We start from the raw sequence: 20,766 nt of genomic DNA on the forward strand, positions 1-20,766 counted from the left end.
GTGTACTCGACCGCTCGCGGTCATAAACCTAGGTCGCGGCGGCGTCCGAAAGGGACAACCCCGGCGGCGCGGATCCGTGCGTATGAACGATGACGGCGGCGTGCTCGACCGGTACGCCTCGCTCGTCGACGACGAGGCGGCGTTCCGGGCCGCCTGCGACCGGCCGCTCCCCTCGGTCGTGCGCGTCAACACGCTCGCGGCCGACGCCGACCGGGTCGCCCGCGCGTTCGACGAGGAGGGAACCGACTACGAGCGCGCCGGCTGGCACGACGGGATCTTCCGGATGGCCGAGCGCTCGCCGGGGACGACGTGGCCGTACGCCCACGGCTGGGTGCACGGACAGGAGGAAGTCTCCTGCCTCCCGGCACTCGCGCTCGACCCCGAGCCCGGCACGCGCGTGTGGGACACCTGCGCCGCGCCGGGGAGCAAGACCACCCAACTCGCGGCGCTGATGGACGACGCCGGAACCCTCGTCGGCAACGACACCAGCCTCGGTCGCCTCTCGGCGCTGCGGCACAACGCCGAGCGCCTCGGCGTGACGAACCTCGTCGTCGACCAGCAGGACGCGCGCAACTACTCGCTGAACGGGTTCGGCTTCGAGGAGTTCGACGCGACGCTCGTCGACGCTCCCTGCTCGTGTGAGGGGACGATCCGGAAGAACCCCGACGCGTTCGACACGTGGACGCTGGATCACGTCCACGAGGTCGCCGGCGTCCAGAAGGGGATCCTCCGTCGCGCGGTGCAGGCGACCCGTCCCGGCGGCACGGTCGTCTACTCGACGTGCACGTTCGCGCCCGAGGAGAACGAGGCCGTGCTGGACCACGTGCTCCACGAGGAGGACTGCGAGATCGTCGAGTGGGACTGCCCGCTGGAGTCCGTCTCCGGCGTGACGGAGTGGCACGACGAGGAGTACGACCCGAGCGTCGCGAGGGCGACGCGGATCTACCCCCATCACAACGACACGGGCGGGTTCTTCCTCGCGAAGCTTCGGGTGGGTGGCGACGGCGGCGCCGCCGACGACCCGGAGCCGGAGGTGGCGACATGAGCGACACCGCCGACGGGGAGGGCGCCCCCGGCAACGACGGGAGTCAGTTCGACCGGCTGCCGGCGACCGTCGCAGAGCGCGAGGTCGAGGGCCGCGCGACGCGCGAGGAAGTGCTCGACTGGTGGGACGAGCGCTTCGGGATCGAACCGGACGCGTTCGGGGACCACACCTTCTGGGAGAAGGGCAAGGGAAAGATCTGGGTCTTCGCGGACGACCTCCCCAGCCCGCAGGAGCGCGAGGGCGTCGGGATGACGGTGCTTCGCACGCGCCAGGAGCACTGGAAGCCGACGACCACGGCCGCGAGGAAGTGGGGCCATCTCGCGACGAGGAACGTCATCGAACTGTCGTCGGGGGAGGCGAAAGCGTTCGCGGCGGGCCACGATCAGGACCTCCCCGAGTGGGACGGCGACTGGGGATACCTGATCGCCACGCACGAACTGGCGGGCGATCAGGTGCCGATCGGCGTGGGGTTGTACCTCTACGACGAGCTTCGATCGGTGGTGCCGAAGGGGTATCAGGAGGAGTTGCCGAGGCTGTAGCGGTCGGGTTGGACTGGGTCAGATCGGAGACCACACGATTTTAACTTGACACGATCTCGACTACCCGGCGATGCGCACCGAAGCCCTCCGTTCGCCGCGAGTCGAGACGCCGCTCCCGGAGGTGGGGGCGTGAACGCCGTGATCGAGCGGTTCCCCGTCGGAGCGCGCGCCGGGGTCGCGCTGTCGACCGTCGGGATCTGCGTCGTCGCTCTCCTCGCCGGACTGGTCGGCATCATCGCGATACGTGCGACCGTGGGTCCGCTGGTCGCCGAGACGGCGGCGTTCCGGGTGGTCGCCGGCAATCTCATCCAAGTCGGGTTCGCGGGGTTCGCCGCCGTCTATCTCCACAGGGCGGCCGATGCCGAGCGGTTCGTCCCGGTCCGCGTGCCCACCCCGCGGGATGTCGGGTGGATCGCCGTGGCGGCGTTCGGGGTGCCGATCGTCGGCGTGGCCGGTGCCGCGGTCCTGTCGGCCGTCGGCCTGCCCGAGCCGATGCCGGGCGGCGGCCACGCCGACGTCCTGTCGAACCCCGCGCTGTGGCCCGTCGCGTTCGTCGGGCTGTACCTGTTCGCGGCCCCCGCCGAGGAGGCCGTGTTCCGCGGGATCGTTCAGGGTCGACTTCGGGAGGCGTTCGGGTTCGCGGGAACCGTGCTCGTCTCGGCCGCGGTGTTCGGACTCCTCCACTTCCTCGTCGGCCTGCTCACCCCGGCGGTCGGATTCGACGGGAGCCTGTACTGGGGCCTGTCGGCGCTCGTTCCGGGCGTCATCTGGGGGTACGCGTACGAACGGACGCGAAACCTCGTCGTGACGTCCGTCGCACACGCGATGTCGTGGACCGTTCCGTTCGGGGCGCTGTTGCCGTTCGTGTAGCGCCGCGGAGGTTCACTTCTCGCGCACCGTCCCGCCGCTCAACCCCTCCCACTCGACGCGATAGCCGAGCGCCGACAGCGCCGCGCTCGCGTCGGTGAGTCCGGCGTCACCGAGGACGGCCTCCGCCCCCGAGAACGACATCCCCGCCTCGATCCCGTCGCCAACGCGGTCCAGCACCACGGGTCGCACGAGTGTCGCGCCGAGCCGGCGATGTTCGGGGAAGCTCACGTCGTCGAGGGCGTCCGTCGGCACCCCGTACTGGTCGGCGAGATCCTCGACGGCGACGACGTCAGCGTCGGGGACCAACTCGGCGGGCAGGTCGGCGGTCACCTCGTCGGCGAGATCGGCCTCGTACTCGCGGAGCACGTCGACCACGTCCTTCACGCGGACCGTCCCCGAGTAGGTGACGACGCGGTGGTCGCGGGCGGCGATCTCCTCGCCCACGCCGAGGCTCTCGTCGACCGCGACGACAAGCTCGACATCCTCCACGTCGGCGAGCTGGGCGAGCTTCTTCTCGACGTACTCGGGCGTCCAGAAGCCCATCACCTCGAAGAAGACGCGGTAGTCGGCGTGGCGATACTCGAAGGCGAAGTCGGGGATCATCACGCTGGCACCGACCCTGAGGGGTTCCGGCTCCCTGGTGAGGTCCCAGTCGAGATCCAGTGCCCTGAACCGGGCGGCGAAGTCCGCCTCGACGCCGGAGTCGAACGCGGGCTCTGCGAGCGGCTCGACGCCCGGGACGGACACGTCGCCGTCGTCGAGTTCGAGCAGGTACTCGCGCCCACGGTCGTCGATGTCGGCCTCCAGCGTCCACTCGTCGGCGGTGGCGGCGACGGTGCGCAGGAGGCGGGCGAACGCCGTCCCGTAGCGTCGCGTCCGGCGGAACAGCGCGTCGGGACCGGTGATCACCACCTCGCGTTCGGTCGGCCCGTCCTCCCCGCGCACGCGGATCTCGTACAGGAGGCCGAGTCGCTTGGCCGCCGAGACGAGCGCCTTCGGGTCGGTCGAGCGCACGCGCACCTCCGTCGCGTCGAACAGGGCCGTCTGCGCCAGCGAGAGGTCGTACTGGACGAGCAGCTCGTCGGGGTCCCAGCGGGGGTCGAACTCGGCGAGCACCTGGTTCGCGTCGCGGTCGGCGTACAGCGACCCCTCGACCTCGTCGGGGGCCACGCCGAGGCGGTCGCCCGCGCGGTCGAGGGCCGTCGCGCGCTCCTCGTCGCTCGCCACGCCGACGGCCTCCGCCGCCTCGAAGGCGACCCGGCGGGCGCGCCGCGGCGGGAGGGGGGCCCGCGTCTCGAACGCGGCCTCCCGGTCGAGCAGCGCGGCGAACCCGCGGACGAGCTTGTAGTCGTCCGCCTCCCGCTCCAGCGCCGAGAGCGCCTCGTCGAGGTCCGCCCGGCGCTCTCCCACGTGGCCCTGATAGACGCCGAACACGCGTGCGGCGAGCCGACGAGCCCCGGAGTCGCCGGCGACGAACTGCGGACGGTAGCCGCCGCGGCGGCTGACGCGCAGGAGGTCCTTCGTGATCACGGTCGTCGCGGGGTGTACCGTCGCGGACGATAAAGCGGCGGCGGTGCCGTCGTCCCGTCCCCGCACCCGCACTTCCACCGCCACCGTCCGACGCCGCGATGGACAAGGCTCATACCGGATCCGCGAAACCGGGGAGACGTGAACCGCCGGCGCCTGCTCGCGACGGGCGCACGCCTCGCGGCCGCCAGCGGCCTCGCCGCGCTCGCCGGGTGCACGGACTCGGCCGAGCCGTCGGGTCCGACGACGCCGCCGCGCTCCCCGGAGGCGACCGCCTCGGGAGGCGAAGGTCTCGCAATCACCGATTTCACCGACGTGGAGGGCGACGACGGCGACCTGCTCGTTCGTGTGACCGTCGAGAACCGTGGCAGCGAGGAACGTACCGGAACCGTGATCGTCACCGCGATCGTCACCGCCGACGGGTCCGACTCCGAGGAGACGGTCTCGGAGGAGGTGACCCTCGGTTCGGGCGAGCGAACCGATGTGACCGTCGCCACGTCGCTGTCGTTCGAGTCGTTCAGCCAGTCCGGGTCGATCCGCGTCGAGATCGTCTGAGTCCGGCGTCGGACCGCGTCGATCCGACGCGCCATGGCCGGGTCCCGGGTTTCGCTACCGTCGCCGCCGCGCGACCCGCTCCTCCGCCGTCTCGTTCGTCACGAGCTCGTACAGCGTCGCCGTCTTCGCGCCGTCGGCCCCGGGTCGGAGGATCCGCCCGAGCCGCTGGGTGAACTCCCGCTCGGACCCGCTCCCCGAGAGGATGACGCCGACGCTCGCCTCGGGCACGTCGACGCCCTCGTCGAGCACGTTCGCGGCGACGACCCGCGAGTAGGTCCCGTCCCGGAAGCGTGAGAGGACCTCGCGACGCTCCTCGGTCCCGGTCTCGGCGGTGATCGCGGGGATCAGGAACCGCTCGGAGATCCGGTACACGAGCGCGGTGTGGGCCGTGAAGACGATGACGCGCTCGCCGCGGTGGCGGTCGAGGATCCGGGAGAGTTCCGCGAGCTTCGCGTCGGCGTTCATCATCACCTCGCGGGCGCGCTGCTTGGCGAGCAGCGCCTCGCGGGCCCGCGGGTCGTTTCCGGAGCGCTTCACGAGTTCCTGATAGTCCGAGCCCGAGCGGAAGGTGATCCTCGCCTCGCGGACGTAGTCGAGGAACGTCCCCTGCGCCTCCTCGTACCGTTCGCGCTCCTCGTCGGTCAGTTCCACCTCGATCCGACGGACCTCGTAGTCCGCGAGGTGTTCGCCCGCGAGGTCGTCGGGATCGAGGTCGTACACGACCGGCCCGACCAGCTCCGCGACCGCCTCGTGGGCGCCGTCGGGGCGCTCGAACGTCGCCGTCAGCCCGAGGCGGGCGGGCGCGGCGAACAGCCGCGCGACGTCCCGGTAGCCCTCGCCCCCGAGGTGGTGGACCTCGTCGAGGACGAGCAGGCCGAAGCGGTCGCCCAACTCGTCGGCGCGGAGGTACGCCGAGTCGTAGGTGGCGACGGTGAGCGCCTCGACGGTCTGCTCGCCGCCGCCGAGGCGACCGACCGGCACGTCGAACGTGGCGGACAGCTCCCGGTGCCACTGCTCCAGCAGGTCGACCGTCGGGACGACGACGAGCGCCGGGGTCGCCGCCGCCGCGATCGCCGCCAGCGCGATCACGGTCTTCCCGCTCCCGGTCGGGAGTTCGAGCACCCCGCGTCGGTCGTTCGCCTCCCAGGCGTCGAGCGCCTCGCGCTGGTACTCGCGGAGGGTGTAGCCGGAGTCGAGCGGCGGGAGCGTCGGGAGGTCGAGCGCCCGATCGTCCACGTCGCAGTCGCGGTCGCGGAGGACGTCGCGGATCTCGCGGTAGCGATAGGCGGCGGCCCGCCGGGTTCCGGAGCGGTCGTCGGTCTCGACCCCCGGGAGCGGCTCGTCGGGCGCGCCCGTGACCCGGATCGTCCCGTCCTCGTAGGTGAGCGTTACCGACGACACGGTCGATGGTGGGGTCCCGGGGCGAATAAGTCCGCCGTCGGGGACGCCAGTGCTCCCGATTCGTTTCCTCCCGACGGCTCGCTCCGCACGCCCCCGGATCACCCCTCGGCGAGGACCGCGTTGACGACGGCGCCCACAAGCAGGAGAAACGACGCGGCGTACAGCAGCGTCACGACGACGACGACGCCCCCGAGGACGCCCGAGAGCGCGCTCCCGCTCGCGAGGCTGACGTACAGGTCGAACCCGGCGAACAGCGCCGTCCAGCCGACAGCGGCGAGGACGGTTCCGGGAACTGCCTCCCGGACGGTCACTGACACGTTCGGAAGCACGTAGTACACCGGAAACAAAAGCACGCAGAGGAGCACGACCCGAGCGACGACGCCGACGGCTCCGTCCGTCATCCCGCCGACGGCAGCCGACAGGTCAGCGAGCGACCGCAGTTCGCCGAGTTCCGCGGCGACCGCGAACGCGATCGCGCCGACCGTCGCGACGGCGACAACCATGGACAACACCCCGATGAGTGCTAAGACGGTGTCGCGCGCGTGACCGACCGTGTCGACGCCGTCGTCTGTCCGGTAGATCCGCCCGAACGCTCGGTCGAGCCCGCGGAACAGCCGTGACCCGCCCCACAGCAGCACGACGAGTCCCAAGACCGTCGCCTGCGACCGGGCGGTCGCGGTGGTGAGAACCCGCCGGATCGCCTCCCGCCCGGCGGTCGAGAGCGTGTCCCCGAACGCGGCGAGGACCCACTCCGCGACGGCGTCGCCGGCGACCGTCGCCACTACGAGCGCGACCAGCGCCGTGAGCGGCACGATCGAGACGAGCGCGTAGTAAGCGACGGCGGCAGCGAGGAACCCGATCCACTCCTCGCGGGCGCGCAAGAGGACGGACCGGAGGGTTGCCACGGTCGCCCTCGCTCGCCCGTCGCTCATGTGGACGGGGGAGGCCGGCGTTCGGGCGCCCGGATGGGGGACATGTGCGACTGTGTCGTGTCTCGGCGTCCGGGCGGTTGGTTATCCCCCTCGTACTCGCCGTGCGTCGCGCGCCGCAAGCCACTCATGCCCCACGGACCAACCGGACGACATGAGCGACGACACGGCCCACGACGGCGACGAGGATCACGAACGGAGCGACGCCGGCGACGGGCCCGACGCCGGGATGAACGAGGCCGTCTCGCGGTTCCTCGCCGGCGCCGACGACGTGTACGGCGACTACGACCGTGGGTACGTGGACGCCGACGCGGCGCTGTCGGTGCTGTCGAGTCGGATCGACGACCTGCGGGACGCCGCCGAGGCCGTCGAGTCCGCCGAGGCCGACGACGGCGCGGGCGACGAGTAGGACGGCACGGGCGACAAGGAGAACGGCGCGGGCGACGAGGAGAACGGCGCGGGCGACGAGGAGAACGCTCGCGTGCCACACGCCGGTCGACGGTCCCGGCGACGCTCGGATCCGCAATCCGTATCTCCGCGCGACCGCTTCGGTGGGACATGAGCGAAGAGGCCGACGCCGGACACGACGACCCGGAGGACGCGACCGACGCCGCCGACGCGGCGACCGCGGACGCGAGCACGTCGACGGAACGCGGCGGCGACGTGACCGAGACCGCGCTGGCCGCCGAGGTGGCCGCGTACGACGACGCGCTGGCGAAGGAGGTGGCGGCCCTCGAACGCGAGGCCGTCGAGTCCGGCGAGCGCGTGGCGGAGCTGGAGTCGAGCCTCCGTCGGACGAAGGCGGACTTCCAGAACTACAAGAAGCGCGCCAAGAAGCGGCAGGAGCAGGAGAAGGCGCGGGCGACCGAGTCGCTCGTGACCCGATTGACCGAGGTCCGCGACAACCTCGTTCGCGCGCTCGATCAGGACGACGACGCGGACATCCGTCCCGGGATCGAGTCCACGCTGGAGACGTTCGACCGGGTCCTCGGCGAGGAGAACGTCGAGGTGATCGACCCCGAGCCCGGCGAGGAGGTCGACCCCGAGCGCCACGAGGTGATGATGCGCGTCGACTCCGGGCAGCCGGCGGGGACGGTCGCCGACGTGTACAAGCAGGGGTACGAGATGGGCGACAGGGTGATAGAGGCCGCACAGGTGACGGTGAGCGACGGCGAGTGATGCGAGGCCGAACGAAGTGAGGCCTCGACGACACGGCGGCGAACCCACAAGTGCGCCGCCCACGGAAACAGGCGGGACCGAGCGAAGTGAGGCCCCGACCACGAGTAGGCGTACCGTTTTGTCGCCGCGCCGAGACGTGCCCGTATGAACGTCACCGTCCACGGTCCCGCAGACGGCGAGCCCCTGTGGTTCGTGATGGGGTGGGGAAACACGCCCGAACAGCCCGCTGTCCGCTGGCTGCTCGACGAACTCGCGGACGCCGGGTTCCGCACCCGCGCCGTCGAGATCCCGACGAACGTGCGACGCTTCGAGGACGAGTACCTCGACCCGCTGGCCGCCGCCGTCGACGACGGGCCGACCGTCGACCGCGTGCTCTCACACAGTACGGGCGGGCTGATCGCCGCCCACGCCATCGACGACGGCGTGTTGTCCGGGCGGGCCGTCCACCTCAGCCCGTGGTGGGGGCTCCACCCGAGTCAACGGATCCTCTTTCGCGTGCTCGGCCTCCTTCCGACGGGGAGGGAACTCATCTCGGTGGAGTCGGACCGCGAGACCCTGGGCGACCTCGCCGAGCCGACCGCCCGCGAGCCCAACGGGTTGGCACCGTCGTTCATGCGGGAGATCCGACGCGCGCAATCGTCGCTGCCGGCCGCCAGGGACGAGGAAGTCGCGTTCTGTACGCTGACGGACGGACTCGTCGGCGTCGACGCGATCGGTGAACGGCTGCCGGCCGACCGGATCCGCCTGTACGACGGTGGACACGAGTGCTTCGCGTCACCCGGGCGGACGGCGGTCGTCGCGGACGCGGTCGCCGCGCTGCGCGAGGGACCGAGCGCGCTCGGTGAGTAGGGCACTCGCCCGCGAACGTGTGACCGGCACGGCGGCGATGCCGTTCCACGGCCCCGGGGCGGTCGGCTGGATTCGCGGTTCGTGATAAGCGTTGCCACTCGTGCGGATTCGGGATAGGAGTAATCGCAGTACTGCAGTGGGATCGGCCGAGACCGCGGTACGCTCTGTCTAGTAACGTTTAACGGACTCGCGGCGCTATCAACGTCCAAGATGGCGACCAACAAGATCCTCGGGATCGACCTCGGCACCACGAACTCCGCGTTCGCGGTGATGGAGGGGGACGACCCCGAGATCATCGTGAACGGCGAGGGCGACCGAACGACGCCGTCCGTCGTCGCGTTCACCGACGACGGCGAGCGACTCGTCGGCAAGCCCGCGAAGAACCAGGCCGTTCAGAACCCGGATCGCACGCTCCAGTCGATCAAGCGGCACATGGGCGAGGAGGGCTACACCGTCGAGATCGACGGCGAGGACTACACGCCCCAGGAGATCTCGGCGATGATCCTCCAGAAGATCAAGCGCGACGCCGAGGAGTACCTCGGCGACGACGTCGAGAAGGCGGTCATCACGGTCCCCGCGTACTTCAACGACAAGCAGCGCCAGGCGACGAAGGACGCCGGCGAGATCGCCGGCTTCGACGTCGAGCGCATCGTCAACGAGCCGACCGCCGCGTCGATGGCGTACGGCCTCGACGACGAGTCCGACCAGACCGTCATGGTGTACGACCTCGGGGGCGGCACTTTCGACGTGTCCGTGCTCGACCTCGGCGGCGGCGTGTACGAGGTCGTCGCCACGAACGGGGACAACGACCTCGGCGGCGACGACTGGGACGAGGCGATCATCGACCACCTCGCCGACGAGTTCGAGAACGAGCACGGTATCGACCTGCGGGAGGACCGACAGGCCCTCCAGCGGCTGAAGGACGCCGCCGAGGAGGCGAAGATCGAGCTGTCGAGCCGGAAGCAGGCCAGCGTCAACCTCCCGTTCATCACGGCGACCGACTCCGGCCCCGTCCACCTGGAGACGGAGATCACCCGCGCGACGTTCGAGAGCATCACCTCGGACCTCATCGAGCGCACCGTCGAGCCGACCCAGCAGGCGCTCTCTGACGCCGGCTACGACGCCGACGACATCGACGAGGCGATCCTCGTGGGCGGCTCCACCCGGATGCCGCAGGTGCAGGACAAGGTCGAGGAGATCCTCGGCACCGAGCCGAAGAAGAACGTCAACCCCGACGAGGCGGTCGCGCTGGGCGCGGCCATCCAGGGCGGCGTCCTCTCGGGCGACGTGGACGACCTCGTCCTGCTCGACGTGACGCCGCTGTCGCTGGGGATCGAGGTGAAGGGCGGCCTCTTCGAGCGACTCATCGAGAAGAACACGACGATTCCAACCGAGGAGTCGAAGATCTTCACGACCGCGGCCGCCAACCAGACCTCGGTGCAGGTGCGCGTCTTCCAGGGCGAACGGGAGATCGCCGAGGAGAACGAGCTGCTCGGCGAGTTCCAGCTCACCGGCATCCCGCCGGCGCCCGCCGGCACCCCGCAGATCGAGGTGTCGTTCAACATCGACGAGAACGGCATCGTGAACGTCGAAGCCGAGGACCAGGGCTCGGGCAACGCCGAGTCGATCACCATCGAGGGCGGCGCCGGCCTCTCCGACGAGCAGATCGAGCAGATGCAGGAGGAGGCCGAGCAGCACGCCGAGGAGGACGAGGAACGGCGCCGCCGTATCGAGGCTCGCAACGAGGCCGAGAGCGCGGTCCAGCGCGCGGAGACCCTCCTCGAGGAGAACGAGGAGGAGATCGACGACGACCTCGAGTCCGACATCCGCGAGGAGATCGAGGACCTGGAGGAGGTACTCGCCGACGAGGACGCCGAGACCGAGGCGATCGAGGATGCCACCGAGTCGCTCTCGGAGGCGCTCCAAGAGATCGGCAAGCAGATGTACCAGCAGCAGGCCCAGGCCGGCCCCGGCGGCGCGGGCGGCCCCGAGGGTGCCGCGGGTGCCGGTCCCGGCGGCATGGGCGGTATGGGCGGCATGGGCGGCCAGGGCCCCGGCGGGGCCGCGGGCGCCGACGGCGACGACGAGGAGTACGTCGACGCCGACTTCGAGGACGTGGACGAGGACGACGAAGACTCGTAGAGTCTGAGGAGTCGTCAACTCGACGGACGAGCGGAGCGAGTTCCTCGTAGTTTCAGAACGCGAGCGGAGCGAGCGTTCTGAAGTGGACGAGGACGAACCCGAGGAGTAGTCGGTTCGTCCACTCACGAGACCGAGATCGATCAGTCCTCCCGCGAGCCACGCGATTGAAATAGCACGAGCGACGAACCAACGAACAACCAATGAGCGAGGACTTCTACGACGTGCTCGGGGTCTCGCGGGACGCCTCCGAGGAGGAGATCAAACAGGCGTACCGCCAGAAGGCCACCGAGTACCATCCCGACGTCAGTGACGAGCCCGACGCCGAGGAGAAGTTCAAGAAGGTCAAGAAGGCCAAGGAGGTCCTCACCGACGAGGAGAAGCGGCAGGCGTACGACCAGATGGGCCACGATCAGTTCGAACAGGCCGAGAAGCGCGGCGGCTTCGAGGGCGGGGGCGCGGGCGCCGGCGGGATGGGCGGCGGCCCCTTCGGTGGCGGCGGCGGAATGGGCGGCGGAATGGGTGGCGGCGGCATGGGCGGCCTCGGCGACATCTTCGAGGAGTTCTTCGGCGGCGGGGGCGGCGGCCGGGGGCGCGGCGGTCCGCGCCCCGGCAAAGACCTCCGGACGAACCTAGAGATCGACCTACAGGAGGCCCACGACGGCGTCACGAAGCAGTTCTCGGTCGCCCGACCCAGCCGCTGTGAGGAGTGCGGCGGGAGCGGTCACCCCGAGGACGCCGACGTGCGGACGTGCCCGCAGTGTGACGGCCGTGGGCAGGTTCGGCAGGTCCAGCAGACGCCGCTGGGGCGTGTCCAGCAGACCGGAACGTGCCCGCAGTGTGAGGGCGAGGGAGAGCTGTACTCCGAGGACTGTGCGGTGTGTGACGGCTCGGGCGTCACGCGCGAGGAGGCCAGCCTCTCGGTCGACGTGCCCGCCGGCATCCAGGACGGACAGACCCTCCGGATGGACGGCGAGGGCGCGCCCGGCGAACCCGGCGCGCGCGACGGGGACCTGCTCATCGAGGTGCACGTCGAGGGCGACGACCGCTTCGAGCGCGACGGCGCCGACCTCCACCTCACCGAGCCCGTCTCGTTCCCGCAGGCGGTCTTCGGCGACACGATCCAGCTGGAGACGCTCGACGGCAGCGTCGAGTTCGAGGTGCCCGCGGGCACCCAGAGCGGCGAGACGTTCCGCCTGAAGGGGAAGGGGATGCCCCGACTGCGGCGGCGCGGGAACGGAAACCTCTACGTGCAGGTGCAGGTGGTCACGCCCGAGGACCTCACGAGCGAGCAGCGCGAGGCGCTCAAGACGTTCGCGGCGGAGGGGGGCGAGGAGATCGACGTGAGCGAGGGCTTCTTCGAGAAGATCAAGAACTCGCTGTAGGCGGTTCCGTGATGGGTGGCAAGTTCGAGATCGACTCCGGCATCAGGACAGCTGCGCCGCGAGGTCCGCCTCGGTGATGATCCCGATGGCGTCGCCGCCGTCGGTGACGACGACCGCCTTGTAGTGTTCCAGCAGGTTCCGGATCTCGTCGACGGTCGCGTCCGGGCTCACCGGCGGGAACGACTCGGACATCACCTCGCTGACCGGGAGGTCGGCGGCGTCGCCGCCCGCCTGGTTCACGTCCGAGAACGAGATCGACCCCACCGGCGTCCCGTTCTGGATCACCGGGAGCTGTGAGTACGCCTCCTCCTCCATCAGGTCGACGGCCTCGCGGACCGAGTCGTCGGGCGCGATGCTGATCACCGACTCGTGCATGATGTCGCGGGCGCGGACCACGCCGCCCTCGACCTCGTCGAGCGCCTCGACGATGCGCCGGAGCGTCGACAGCCGCGGGTCCACGTCTCCCCCCTCGATGCGGGCGATCAGCGGCTGTGACACGTCCGCGCGCTCGGCGAGCGCGCTCTGGGTGAGATCGAGCGAGGTCCGCCGCTCGCGCAGGTCCTGCGGCGTCGGGAGTTCCATGTACTGGAATTACCCAAGGTAATTAAAAAGCGTTCGGTCCGGCCGGGTGGGCACCGGTCGGCGCGGCTTACTCGTCCTCGTCGTCCGCTTCCGTCTCGATCACGTCGATCACCTCGAGCGGCACGTCGCGGAGGGCGCCGCCGACCTCGCTCTTCGCGATGCGGGTGGCGTGCTCCTCGCTGTCGGCGTTGAACACCTCGATCTCCAGCATCAGTCCGACGAGCGCGGTCGAGGCGGCGATGAACGCCGAGTCGAACGGCTCCCCGCAAGCGGGACACGGCGTCGCCCCGACCTCCACGTCGACGAACTCCTTGTTCGCCTCGTTCAGCCGGCGGCCCGCCTCGCTGACGGCGACGCCGATCGCGTCGTCGATCGCCTCAACGTCTCGCACCAACCAAGCCGCCTCCAGCGCGACGAGATAGTTGCTCACAGCCCACCTCCCCGGCCTGTGGGTGAAAACTCGTTGGTTCGCCTCGCCCGCGCTGTCGTCGTCGACCGACTCTGTCTCATTACGTTCGTTCGATAGCCGCGGGTCCCGGTTCAATGTTGCCACTCGCGCGTTCGCGGTCGATGCGATGGGAACGCGCACCGGACACGCGGGTTCGCCATAAGTTATGAGAAACCACCGGGTCCGTGCGCCGAAAGGTCCGGGTCTCCGCGGGCGGGATCCGGCGTGGGGCGCGATCGACGAGTGAGATCGCGTGATCGCAAGACTGCGACGGGATCTCCCGCGACTCGGGGGTCGATACGCTTATTACCCGGAACCCCGGCACGACGTGATACCGGTATGACCCACGCCGTCCGAGCCGCCCACCGCGCTGGCGTCCATGCGCTCCACCACCTGACCGTACTCACGGGGATCCTCGTGTTCCCGTTCATCCTCCTCACCCGCAGGGCCGGCGTTCGGCTCCCGATGGGGTCGTTCGTCTCGCGGATCCGCGACACCTACGAGCGCGTCGTCGAGGCGACGGGGGACTCGACCGACGGGTAGCGACGATCACGAACACGGTCACGATCCCAACCCGACCCCGACGTTCTGCTGTCGGTCGCCCAGCCCGTGGACAGCGACCGCAACCGCGACCGCGACGGAAACGGGACCCCCGCCGACGACGACCGGGGCGCCCGGACCGAGCGACCGCGTCGCCGTCGGTCGGGTTCCTCAAAGGGTGCATTTATCAGCGCCGGCGCCCTACCGAAGGGTAATGCGACCATCTAGTGACCTCGCGGACCTCGACGCCATCGGCGGCGACGAAACCGTGTTCGGGCCCGAGCTCGGGGAGTTCCCCAACGCCGACGAGCGTCGTGCCCAGTCGACCGGCGAAGGCGAGATGAAGACCGGAACGACGACCGTCGGCCTGCGAACCGAGGACGGCGTCGTGCTGGCGACGGACATGCGCGCCTCGCTGGGTCGCATGGTCTCCTCGAAGGACGTCCAGAAGGTCGAGCAGATCCACCCGACGGGCGCGCTCACCATCGCGGGGTCGGTCTCCGCGGCCCAGAACCTCATTCAGACGCTGAAGGCCGAGACGAACCTCTACGAGGCCCGCCGCGGCAAGGACATGAGCATGCAGGCGCTGTCGACGCTCACCGGGAACCTCCTCCGCTCGGGCGCGTTCTTCATCGTCCAGCCCATCCTCGGCGGCGTCGACGACGAGGGCGCACACATCTACTCCATCGACGCGGCCGGCGGCATGACCGAGGAGGAGTACACCGTCACCGGCTCCGGCTCGCAGTTCGCGTTGGGCGTCCTCGAGCAGGAGTACGACGAGGGCATGTCCATCGACGACGCGAAGCGCGTCGCCGCCCGCGCGGTCAAGTCCGCGCTGGAGCGCGACACCGCCACCGGCAACGGGATCAACATGTGCGTCGTGACCGAGGAGGGCATCGAGGTCACGAAGCACAAGGAGATCGACGAGCTCACCGCCTGAGGCCACGGTCAGTTTTCCGCCCCTCGGCACCCGAAGCCCCGGGAGGCCGACGTTTTTCACCCCCGCCAGCGAACGCGCCGCCGATGACTTCCGGCGCGCAGATCGCGGCGATCGAGGAGGTACCGGAACGCGGCTCGCACCTGTTCACCGTCACCGACAGCCACGGCACCGACCGCGAGGTGATCCTGGTCCGCTGTGCGGAGGATCCGGGGCTCCGCGCGTGGGTCAACGTCTGTCCCCACGAGTACCAGCGGCTCGACCGGGGGCGCGGCGCTGCGATGCGGGACGGGGAGATCATCTGCCCGAAGCACGGGTCGATGTTCGACGCCTGCGCGGGCGACTGCGACAACGGCGAGGCCGCGGGGACGTCGTTGACCGCCGTGGAGGTCGCCGTCGAGGGCGACGCGGTGTACCTCGACGACGAGGAGTACACGTACCGCCACGACGGGGCTCGGGAGGACGACGACAACGACGGCCCCAGTTCCACCTCTCACATCGGCTTCTAGCTGCCGGGACAGTCGGGAGCGGACACGGACCGACCGCTCGGAGCGCCAGCCGTCGACTCAGTCGGTGAGGCTCCCGTCCGTCCAATCGGCGAGGGTCCCGTCGACCAACGTCTCGCGCTGCCGCTCGACGTACGTCCGCTGCATCGCGGGGATCGCGTCGGCGAGATCGGCGCCGTCCTCGAGGCGCGCGCGGACCCGGCGGCGCTTCCACCCCGCGGGCGTCACTCCCGTCTCGGCCCGCCAACGCAACGGCGCGAGATACGACTCGGCCTCGGACTCCGAGAGGCCGACGTCCTCCAAGCCCGCCTCGGCGTGCGACAGCAGGTCGTCGAAGATCGCGTCGGACTCGGTCGTCTCGACGCCGTCGGTCGTGATCCACGAGAGGTCGGCGTCGGTGCCGTCGCGGACGGCCGCATAGAAGTTGTCGCGGGCGACCTGCCAGTCGAGGTCGTACACCGGGTGGCGGCGGCGGGGGAGACTCTCCAGCAGGCCCGCGAACGCCGCGAGGAAGGCGACGGAGTCGGCCACCGTCGGCTGGGCGGGGATCGGCCGGAACTCGATGCGGGCGTTCGCGGCCGAGCGGGTGGCGCCGTCGAACACCGGGCGAACCCACCGCCAGTAGGTGCCGTGTTTGCGACGCAGGGTCGCGAACGCGTCGTCGAAGCGGTTGCCCTCCGCGACCGGCATCGGGACGATCGTCGGATCGGCGGCGACGCGGTCGACCGCCTCCTCGACGGTGTCGAGGTCCTCGGGGAACGCCACCTTCTCGGCGCCCTCCTCGTTGAGGACCGACTCGAACACCGCGACGCGGTTCTCGTGCCAGCCGTCCGCGAGGACGTCCGCCGCGGTCGCGTCGGCGGCGTACAGGTCCGGCGGAAAGAAGGGGGCGTTGACTCCGAGCGCGAGCAGCGGCCCCGCGATCCGGAGCGCGAGGGTGTGGTTCCGGGGGATGTCCTCCGCCCGCGCGACCTGGTAGTGCGGCTGGATCGAGGTGATCAGGCTCTCGGGCATCACCGTGTCCGCCGTCAACTCGACGTGGGGCGCGTCGACCGAGAACGACCCCGACCCGGGACCGTTGGCCATGGCGTGATAGCGCACGGCGTCGCTCATGTTGGTCGCGACCCGGACGCCGTCGTCCTCGACGGAGTCGGTGAGGTACTCGCGGGCGCTCTCGCCGACCGGCGGGACCGTCCACATCGCGTCCGAGACGAGGCGCATCCCCTCGGCGCCGGTCGTCTCCTCCGCGGCCTCCAGTCGGGCACGGACCTCGGAGGCCTGCGCGCGCACGCCGGCGGCGTTGAGCGGCTGCGGGCTCGTCGTCATCTCGGCGTTGTGCAGACCCAGCTCCTTCTCGAAGCCGATGAGCTCCAGCAGGCGGCGGGGGACCCTGCTGAGGTGTGGGGCGTTCACGTCGGCCGCGACCCCCTCCGCCGAGGCGCCCGCGTCGCCCCCCTCCCGCCACCGGCCCTCCGAGACGGCGTAGAACTCGTACTCCAGACCGATGATCGACTGGTGGTTGTCGAAGGTCCCGTCGCGAAGCTCCGCCTTCACGGTCTCCGCGTCCGCCTCCGCCCGCTGTCGGAAGTCCTCGGGATCGGTCTCCAACACGCCACGGACTCGGTCGACGAGATCGCCGTCGGCGTCGGTCATGGTCCCGGATGCACTCGCGGCGTCCTTCAACCCGTCGGGGGAGGGAGTTCGCCACAGGTATCGAGATCGAGAACCAAAATTTATAAACTATCTCCCGTATCCCCGCCTATGGAGACCTTCGGGCTCGTGCAAGCCGGGGCCTGTCCGTTTCGGGGGCGGGGGACCGCGGTCGATCGCTACGCGACGGCGTTCTTCACGAAGAAGGCCGAGCTCGCCGATCTCGTCTGCGACGAGTGGGTCGTCCTCTCGGAGCGACACGGCGCGCTCGACCCCGACGAGACGGTTGAGGGGGTCGACCGGGAGTTCACGGCCCTGGAGCCGGCCGAGCAGGCGCGGTGGTCGATGGACGTCGTGGCCGACGTGGCCTCCCGGGTCCGCAAGAACGAGTACGACCGCGTCGTCGTGTTCGCCGACCGGCCGATGCGCGACGCGTTGAAGGAGCGGGGCGGCCTGCTCAGTCGGATCGCCGCCGCCGGCGCGGAGACGGTCGAGCCGCTGGCCGGGATCGGCGGTCGCGAGCGGCAGGAACGGTGGCTCGACGAACAGCTCTCGATCAGGCGGGACGCGGCCGACCCGACCGCGGCGGATCTCGAGTCCACGCCCGGCGAACTGTCCTGAGGGCCGACGCTCCGAGTCGACCCGAGACGCCGGTCGCGCTCGCCCGCGAGCGCGAGTCGTCGGAGTTATTCTCGCCGCCCGGCTCCGGTCGGGCATGGAGTTCGCCACGTTCGCCGAGCGCGCGGAGTCGATGGCCGCCGAGTCCGGCGACCTCGCCACCGTCGCGCTCGTCGCCGACGCGCTCGCGGCCGCCGGCGGGGGCGACGCGCCCTCCGACGGCGACGACCTCGCGATCGTCGCGCGGTTCCTCCGCGGGGCCGTGTTTCCCGGATGGGACGGCAGGACGCTCTCGGTCGGCCCGTCGCTGTGTCACGCGGCGTTGGCGCGCGCGGCCGGCGCGAACGTCACCGCCGACGACGTCGAGGAACGGCTCGCGGAGACCGGCGAGATCGGCGCGGTCGCCGCCGACCTCGACCTCGGCGGACAGACCGGGCTCGCCGCGTTCGCCGGCGGCGGCGCGAACGGCGCTCCCGGCGACGACGGGGACGTACTGACCGTCCGCGAGGTGTACGAGGAGCTCGTCGCCGTCGCGGAGGCGACCGGCGACGGCAGCGAGTCGTTCCGCGAGGACACGCTGTTCGGACTGTTCACGCGTGCCGATCCTGTCGAGGCGAAGTACCTCGCGCGGCTCGTGCTCGGGGAGATGCGGATCGGCGTCGGCTCGGGCACGCTCCGGGACGCCACCGCCGAGGCGTTCCTCGGCGCGTCGGTGACGACGCCGACGGAGGAGCGAGGGGAGGACGACCGCACCGACGAGTCGGTCGCGCTGGTCGAGCGCGCGCTGCAGGTGACGAACGACCACGGCCGGGTCGCCGAACTCGCCCGCGACGAGGGCGAGCGGGGGCTCCGGGACGTGTCGCTGTCGGTCGGCCGGCCGGTCCGCTCGATGCTCGCGCAGGCGGGGACCGTTGCGGACGCGCTGTCTGCGTGGGGCGAGGTCGCCGTGGAGACGAAGTACGACGGCGCGCGGGTGCAGATCCACTACGAGGCCGACGACGACGCGGACGGAACCGGGGACGACGCCGGCGGGGGCGAGGGCGGGGGCGACACCACCGAGGCCGGGGGAGACGGCCCGGTCTCGATCTACTCGCGCAACATGGAGGACGTGACCGCCGCGCTCCCGGAACTGGTCGAACACGTCCGCGAGCACGCCACGGCGCCGGCGATCCTCGACGGCGAGGCGGTCGCGGTCGACGACGACGGCGAGCCGCTCCCGTTTCAGGAGATCCTCCGGCGCTTCCGCCGCAAGCACGACGTGGACCGCATGCGCGAGGAGGTTCGCGTCGAGCTCCGGGCGTTCGACTGCCTGCACGCCGGCGGCGACGACCTGCTCGACTCGCCGCTTTCCGAGCGCCACGAACGGCTCCGCGGGGTGCTCGACGACGGCGTCTCCGATCTGCTCGTCTCCGATGACGCCGCGGAGATCGAGGCGGTCGAGGCGGAGGCGCTGGAGGCGGGCCACGAGGGCGTGATGCTCAAGCGCCCCGAGTCGACGTACGACCCCGGAAACCGCGGGAGGGAGTGGCTCAAGCGCAAGCCCGACGTGGAGACGCTCGATCTGGTCGTCACCGGCGCCGAGTGGGGCGAGGGGCGCCGCGCGGAGCTGTTCGGGACGTTCGAGGTGTCGGTTCACGACGACCGTGACGGTGGCAACGGCGACTACGCCACCGTCGGCAAGGTCGCGACCGGCATCACCGACGAGGAGCTGGCGGACCTGACGGACCTGTTGGAGCCGCACGTGCGCGCCGAGTCCGGACAGACCGTGTCGTTCGCCCCCGAGGTGGTCTTCGAGGTCGGCTACGAGGAGATCCAGGCGTCGCCGACGTACGACTCCGGGTACGCGCTGCGGTTCCCGCGGTTCCTCGCGGTCCGCGAGGACAAGTCGCCGGCGGACGCCGACTCCCTGACGCGGGTCCGTCGCCTCGTCGGCGACGAGTGACAAGACACTACCCGGGGGCGCTCGTGGCACCGATATGAACCCACGCCGGACCGTCGCGGCGTACCCGCTACAGGCGCTTCTGGCCGTCGCGACCGTCGCCGCGCTCGTCGCCACCGCCGTCGTCGCCGCCGGCGACGCCCCGCTGTCGTTCACGCTCCGTCTCGCCGCGCTGTCGACCGTGCTCTTCGTCTTCGCGGTCGGCTTCTCCGCGGGTCCGCTCGCCGAACGATACCTATAGACGGCGCCCGCCCCCACCGACGTACATGACGGTCAGACACGACGACCTGCAGGTCACGTGGTACGGCTACGCCACCGCGCGCATCGAGAGCGAGGACGGCACCGTCGCGTACACCGACCCCGGGCGCTACGGCGTGCTCTCCGGCGAGTGGACGCCGCCGGGCGGCGGCAACCCGAAGGAAGCAGCGCACCCGCGTGCCACCGACCACCGGCCGATGGACGCCGACCTCGTGGTCGTCACCCACGACCACCACTACGACTCCGAGGGGATCGAGCGCGTCGCCGCGGACGACGCGACCGTCGTCGTGTACGAGGGCGTCGACGCCGCCGGCATCGACCGCGACGTGAAGCCCGTCGACGAGCTGCCGTTCGAGGTCGTCCGGATCGGCGAAGAGGACCACGTCAGCGTCGACGGCGTCGGCGACGTGTGGTCGATGCCGGCGTACAACGAGGCCGACGGCCCGCACGCGAAGGACGACGGTTCCGTGCCGCACCCGAAGGGGCTCGGCGTCGGCTACCGGTTCACCGTCGGAAGCGAGGGGACCTCGGTGTTCTGGCCCGGCGACTCCGACGCGCTCGACGCGTTCGCCGAGCTCGACGTGTCGCTGTTCCTCGCGAACGTCTCCGGGTCAGTGTGCATGAGCGGTCCTGAGGCGGCCGCGCTCGCCGAACGCATGGACCCGGACCTGGTCGTCCCGATCCACTACGACACGCAGGCGTTCCTCGAAGCCGACTCCGCGGCGTTCGCGAGCGACGTGGCGAAGCGGGCGATCCCGGTCGCGCTCGACGAGTCGGCCGAGTAGCGCCACGCAACTGCGGCCGAGATGTCGCTGCATCGGCCCGTGAGCTGGCTCGTGAACTCACCTCGCAACGACACTGCACGCAAGC

22 protein-coding genes are annotated in these 20,766 nt (G+C 70.7%); 16 read left to right on the forward strand and 6 right to left on the reverse strand.

The genetic code is table 11. From position 1 onward, the window contains the following. Positions 1–82: 82 nt before the first annotated feature. The 3 genes from GRX01_RS06245 (at position 83) to GRX01_RS19480 (ending at position 2,454) form a co-directional block, all read left to right on the forward strand. Complete coding sequence (locus tag GRX01_RS06245; RefSeq protein ID WP_159664585.1) at positions 83–1,045, forward strand: RsmB/NOP family class I SAM-dependent RNA methyltransferase; 963 nt, start codon at positions 83–85, stop codon at positions 1,043–1,045. Next, positions 1,042–1,584 carry a DUF7122 family protein gene (locus GRX01_RS06250; protein ID WP_159664587.1) on the forward strand — a complete coding sequence of 181 codons (543 nt, stop codon included), beginning with the start codon at positions 1,042–1,044 and terminating at the stop codon, positions 1,582–1,584. The genes GRX01_RS06245 and GRX01_RS06250 overlap by 4 nt, the downstream gene beginning before the upstream one ends. A gap of 129 nt (positions 1,585–1,713) precedes the next feature. After that, entirely contained in the window at positions 1,714–2,454 is a 741-nt protein-coding gene (locus GRX01_RS19480; protein ID WP_159664589.1) for a CPBP family glutamic-type intramembrane protease, read from the forward strand. A gap of 12 nt (positions 2,455–2,466) precedes the next feature. On the opposite strand, the gene GRX01_RS06260 is transcribed toward GRX01_RS19480, so the two are convergent. Further along, a complete protein-coding gene (locus GRX01_RS06260; protein ID WP_321167932.1) occupies positions 2,467–3,984 on the reverse strand; it encodes a DUF790 family protein in 1,518 nt (505 codons plus the stop codon). 138 nt (positions 3,985–4,122) lie between these two features. On the opposite strand from GRX01_RS06260, the gene GRX01_RS06265 reads away from it, so the two are divergent. Next, positions 4,123–4,536 carry a hypothetical protein gene (locus GRX01_RS06265; protein ID WP_159664591.1) on the forward strand — a complete coding sequence of 138 codons (414 nt, stop codon included), beginning with the start codon at positions 4,123–4,125 and terminating at the stop codon, positions 4,534–4,536. Between the two features lie 54 nt (positions 4,537–4,590). Here the strand turns inward: GRX01_RS06265 and GRX01_RS06270 are convergent, their stop codons facing one another. Continuing rightward, positions 4,591–5,937: a DEAD/DEAH box helicase gene (locus GRX01_RS06270; RefSeq protein WP_321167933.1), complete on the reverse strand. Its 1,347-nt coding sequence runs from the start codon at positions 5,935–5,937 to the stop codon at positions 4,591–4,593. Between the two features lie 98 nt (positions 5,938–6,035). Then, a complete protein-coding gene (locus GRX01_RS06275; RefSeq protein ID WP_159664593.1) occupies positions 6,036–6,842 on the reverse strand; it encodes a YhjD/YihY/BrkB family envelope integrity protein in 807 nt (268 codons plus the stop codon). 178 nt (positions 6,843–7,020) lie between these two features. On the opposite strand from GRX01_RS06275, the gene GRX01_RS06280 reads away from it, so the two are divergent. The 5 genes from GRX01_RS06280 (at position 7,021) to dnaJ (ending at position 12,418) form a co-directional block, all read left to right on the forward strand. Next, positions 7,021–7,275, forward strand: coding sequence for a hypothetical protein (locus tag GRX01_RS06280; protein WP_233740898.1), 255 nt, complete (start codon positions 7,021–7,023; stop codon positions 7,273–7,275). Positions 7,276–7,424: 149 nt separating this feature from the next. Further along, complete coding sequence (locus tag GRX01_RS06285) at positions 7,425–8,045, forward strand: nucleotide exchange factor GrpE (RefSeq protein ID WP_159664595.1); 621 nt, start codon at positions 7,425–7,427, stop codon at positions 8,043–8,045. Positions 8,046–8,189: 144 nt separating this feature from the next. Then, positions 8,190–8,894, forward strand: a complete 705-nt coding sequence (locus tag GRX01_RS06290; protein WP_159664597.1) for a hypothetical protein — start codon at positions 8,190–8,192, stop codon at positions 8,892–8,894. 210 nt (positions 8,895–9,104) lie between these two features. Continuing rightward, a complete protein-coding gene (dnaK, locus tag GRX01_RS06295; RefSeq protein ID WP_159664599.1) occupies positions 9,105–11,036 on the forward strand; it encodes a molecular chaperone DnaK in 1,932 nt (643 codons plus the stop codon). 200 nt (positions 11,037–11,236) lie between these two features. After that, a complete protein-coding gene (gene dnaJ, locus GRX01_RS06300) occupies positions 11,237–12,418 on the forward strand; it encodes a molecular chaperone DnaJ (RefSeq protein ID WP_159664601.1) in 1,182 nt (393 codons plus the stop codon). Between the two features lie 42 nt (positions 12,419–12,460). On the opposite strand, the gene GRX01_RS06305 is transcribed toward dnaJ, so the two are convergent. Continuing rightward, positions 12,461–13,000 (reverse strand): CBS domain-containing protein, encoded by a 540-nt coding sequence (locus tag GRX01_RS06305; RefSeq protein WP_159664603.1) that lies wholly within the window; start codon positions 12,998–13,000, stop codon positions 12,461–12,463. A gap of 67 nt (positions 13,001–13,067) precedes the next feature. Beyond that, positions 13,068–13,430 carry a DUF555 domain-containing protein gene (locus GRX01_RS06310; RefSeq protein ID WP_321167934.1) on the reverse strand — a complete coding sequence of 121 codons (363 nt, stop codon included), beginning with the start codon at positions 13,428–13,430 and terminating at the stop codon, positions 13,068–13,070. Between the two features lie 357 nt (positions 13,431–13,787). Here GRX01_RS06310 and GRX01_RS06315 point away from each other — a divergent pair, with 357 nt between their 5' ends. The 3 genes from GRX01_RS06315 (at position 13,788) to GRX01_RS06325 (ending at position 15,434) form a co-directional block, all read left to right on the forward strand. Then, complete coding sequence (locus tag GRX01_RS06315; protein WP_159664607.1) at positions 13,788–13,991, forward strand: hypothetical protein; 204 nt, start codon at positions 13,788–13,790, stop codon at positions 13,989–13,991. A 211-nt stretch (positions 13,992–14,202) separates the two neighbouring features. Further along, positions 14,203–14,928 (forward strand): archaeal proteasome endopeptidase complex subunit beta, encoded by a 726-nt coding sequence (psmB, locus tag GRX01_RS06320; RefSeq protein WP_159664609.1) that lies wholly within the window; start codon positions 14,203–14,205, stop codon positions 14,926–14,928. Between the two features lie 83 nt (positions 14,929–15,011). Then, positions 15,012–15,434, forward strand: coding sequence for a Rieske (2Fe-2S) protein (locus tag GRX01_RS06325; protein WP_159664611.1), 423 nt, complete (start codon positions 15,012–15,014; stop codon positions 15,432–15,434). A 57-nt stretch (positions 15,435–15,491) separates the two neighbouring features. Here GRX01_RS06325 and GRX01_RS06330 read toward each other — a convergent pair whose 3' ends face one another. Beyond that, a complete protein-coding gene (locus tag GRX01_RS06330) occupies positions 15,492–17,084 on the reverse strand; it encodes a hypothetical protein (RefSeq protein WP_159664613.1) in 1,593 nt (530 codons plus the stop codon). Positions 17,085–17,192: 108 nt separating this feature from the next. Here GRX01_RS06330 and GRX01_RS06335 point away from each other — a divergent pair, with 108 nt between their 5' ends. The 4 genes from GRX01_RS06335 to GRX01_RS06350 all read left to right on the forward strand — a co-directional run bounded on the left by GRX01_RS06335 (position 17,193) and on the right by GRX01_RS06350 (position 20,681). Continuing rightward, positions 17,193–17,702 (forward strand): DUF6884 domain-containing protein, encoded by a 510-nt coding sequence (locus GRX01_RS06335; protein ID WP_159664615.1) that lies wholly within the window; start codon positions 17,193–17,195, stop codon positions 17,700–17,702. Positions 17,703–17,796: 94 nt separating this feature from the next. Beyond that, complete coding sequence (gene ligA, locus GRX01_RS06340; RefSeq protein WP_159664617.1) at positions 17,797–19,641, forward strand: ATP-dependent DNA ligase LigA; 1,845 nt, start codon at positions 17,797–17,799, stop codon at positions 19,639–19,641. Positions 19,642–19,675: 34 nt separating this feature from the next. Continuing rightward, on the forward strand, positions 19,676–19,879 hold the full coding sequence (locus GRX01_RS06345; protein ID WP_159664619.1) for a hypothetical protein: 204 nt from the start codon (positions 19,676–19,678) through the stop codon (positions 19,877–19,879). Positions 19,880–19,904: 25 nt separating this feature from the next. Beyond that, entirely contained in the window at positions 19,905–20,681 is a 777-nt protein-coding gene (locus GRX01_RS06350) for an MBL fold metallo-hydrolase (RefSeq protein WP_159664621.1), read from the forward strand. Positions 20,682–20,766: the final 85 nt, after the last annotated feature.

The sequence above is a fragment of the Halobaculum saliterrae genome (assembly GCF_009831625.1).
GTDB lineage: Archaea > Halobacteriota > Halobacteria > Halobacteriales > Haloferacaceae > Halobaculum > Halobaculum saliterrae.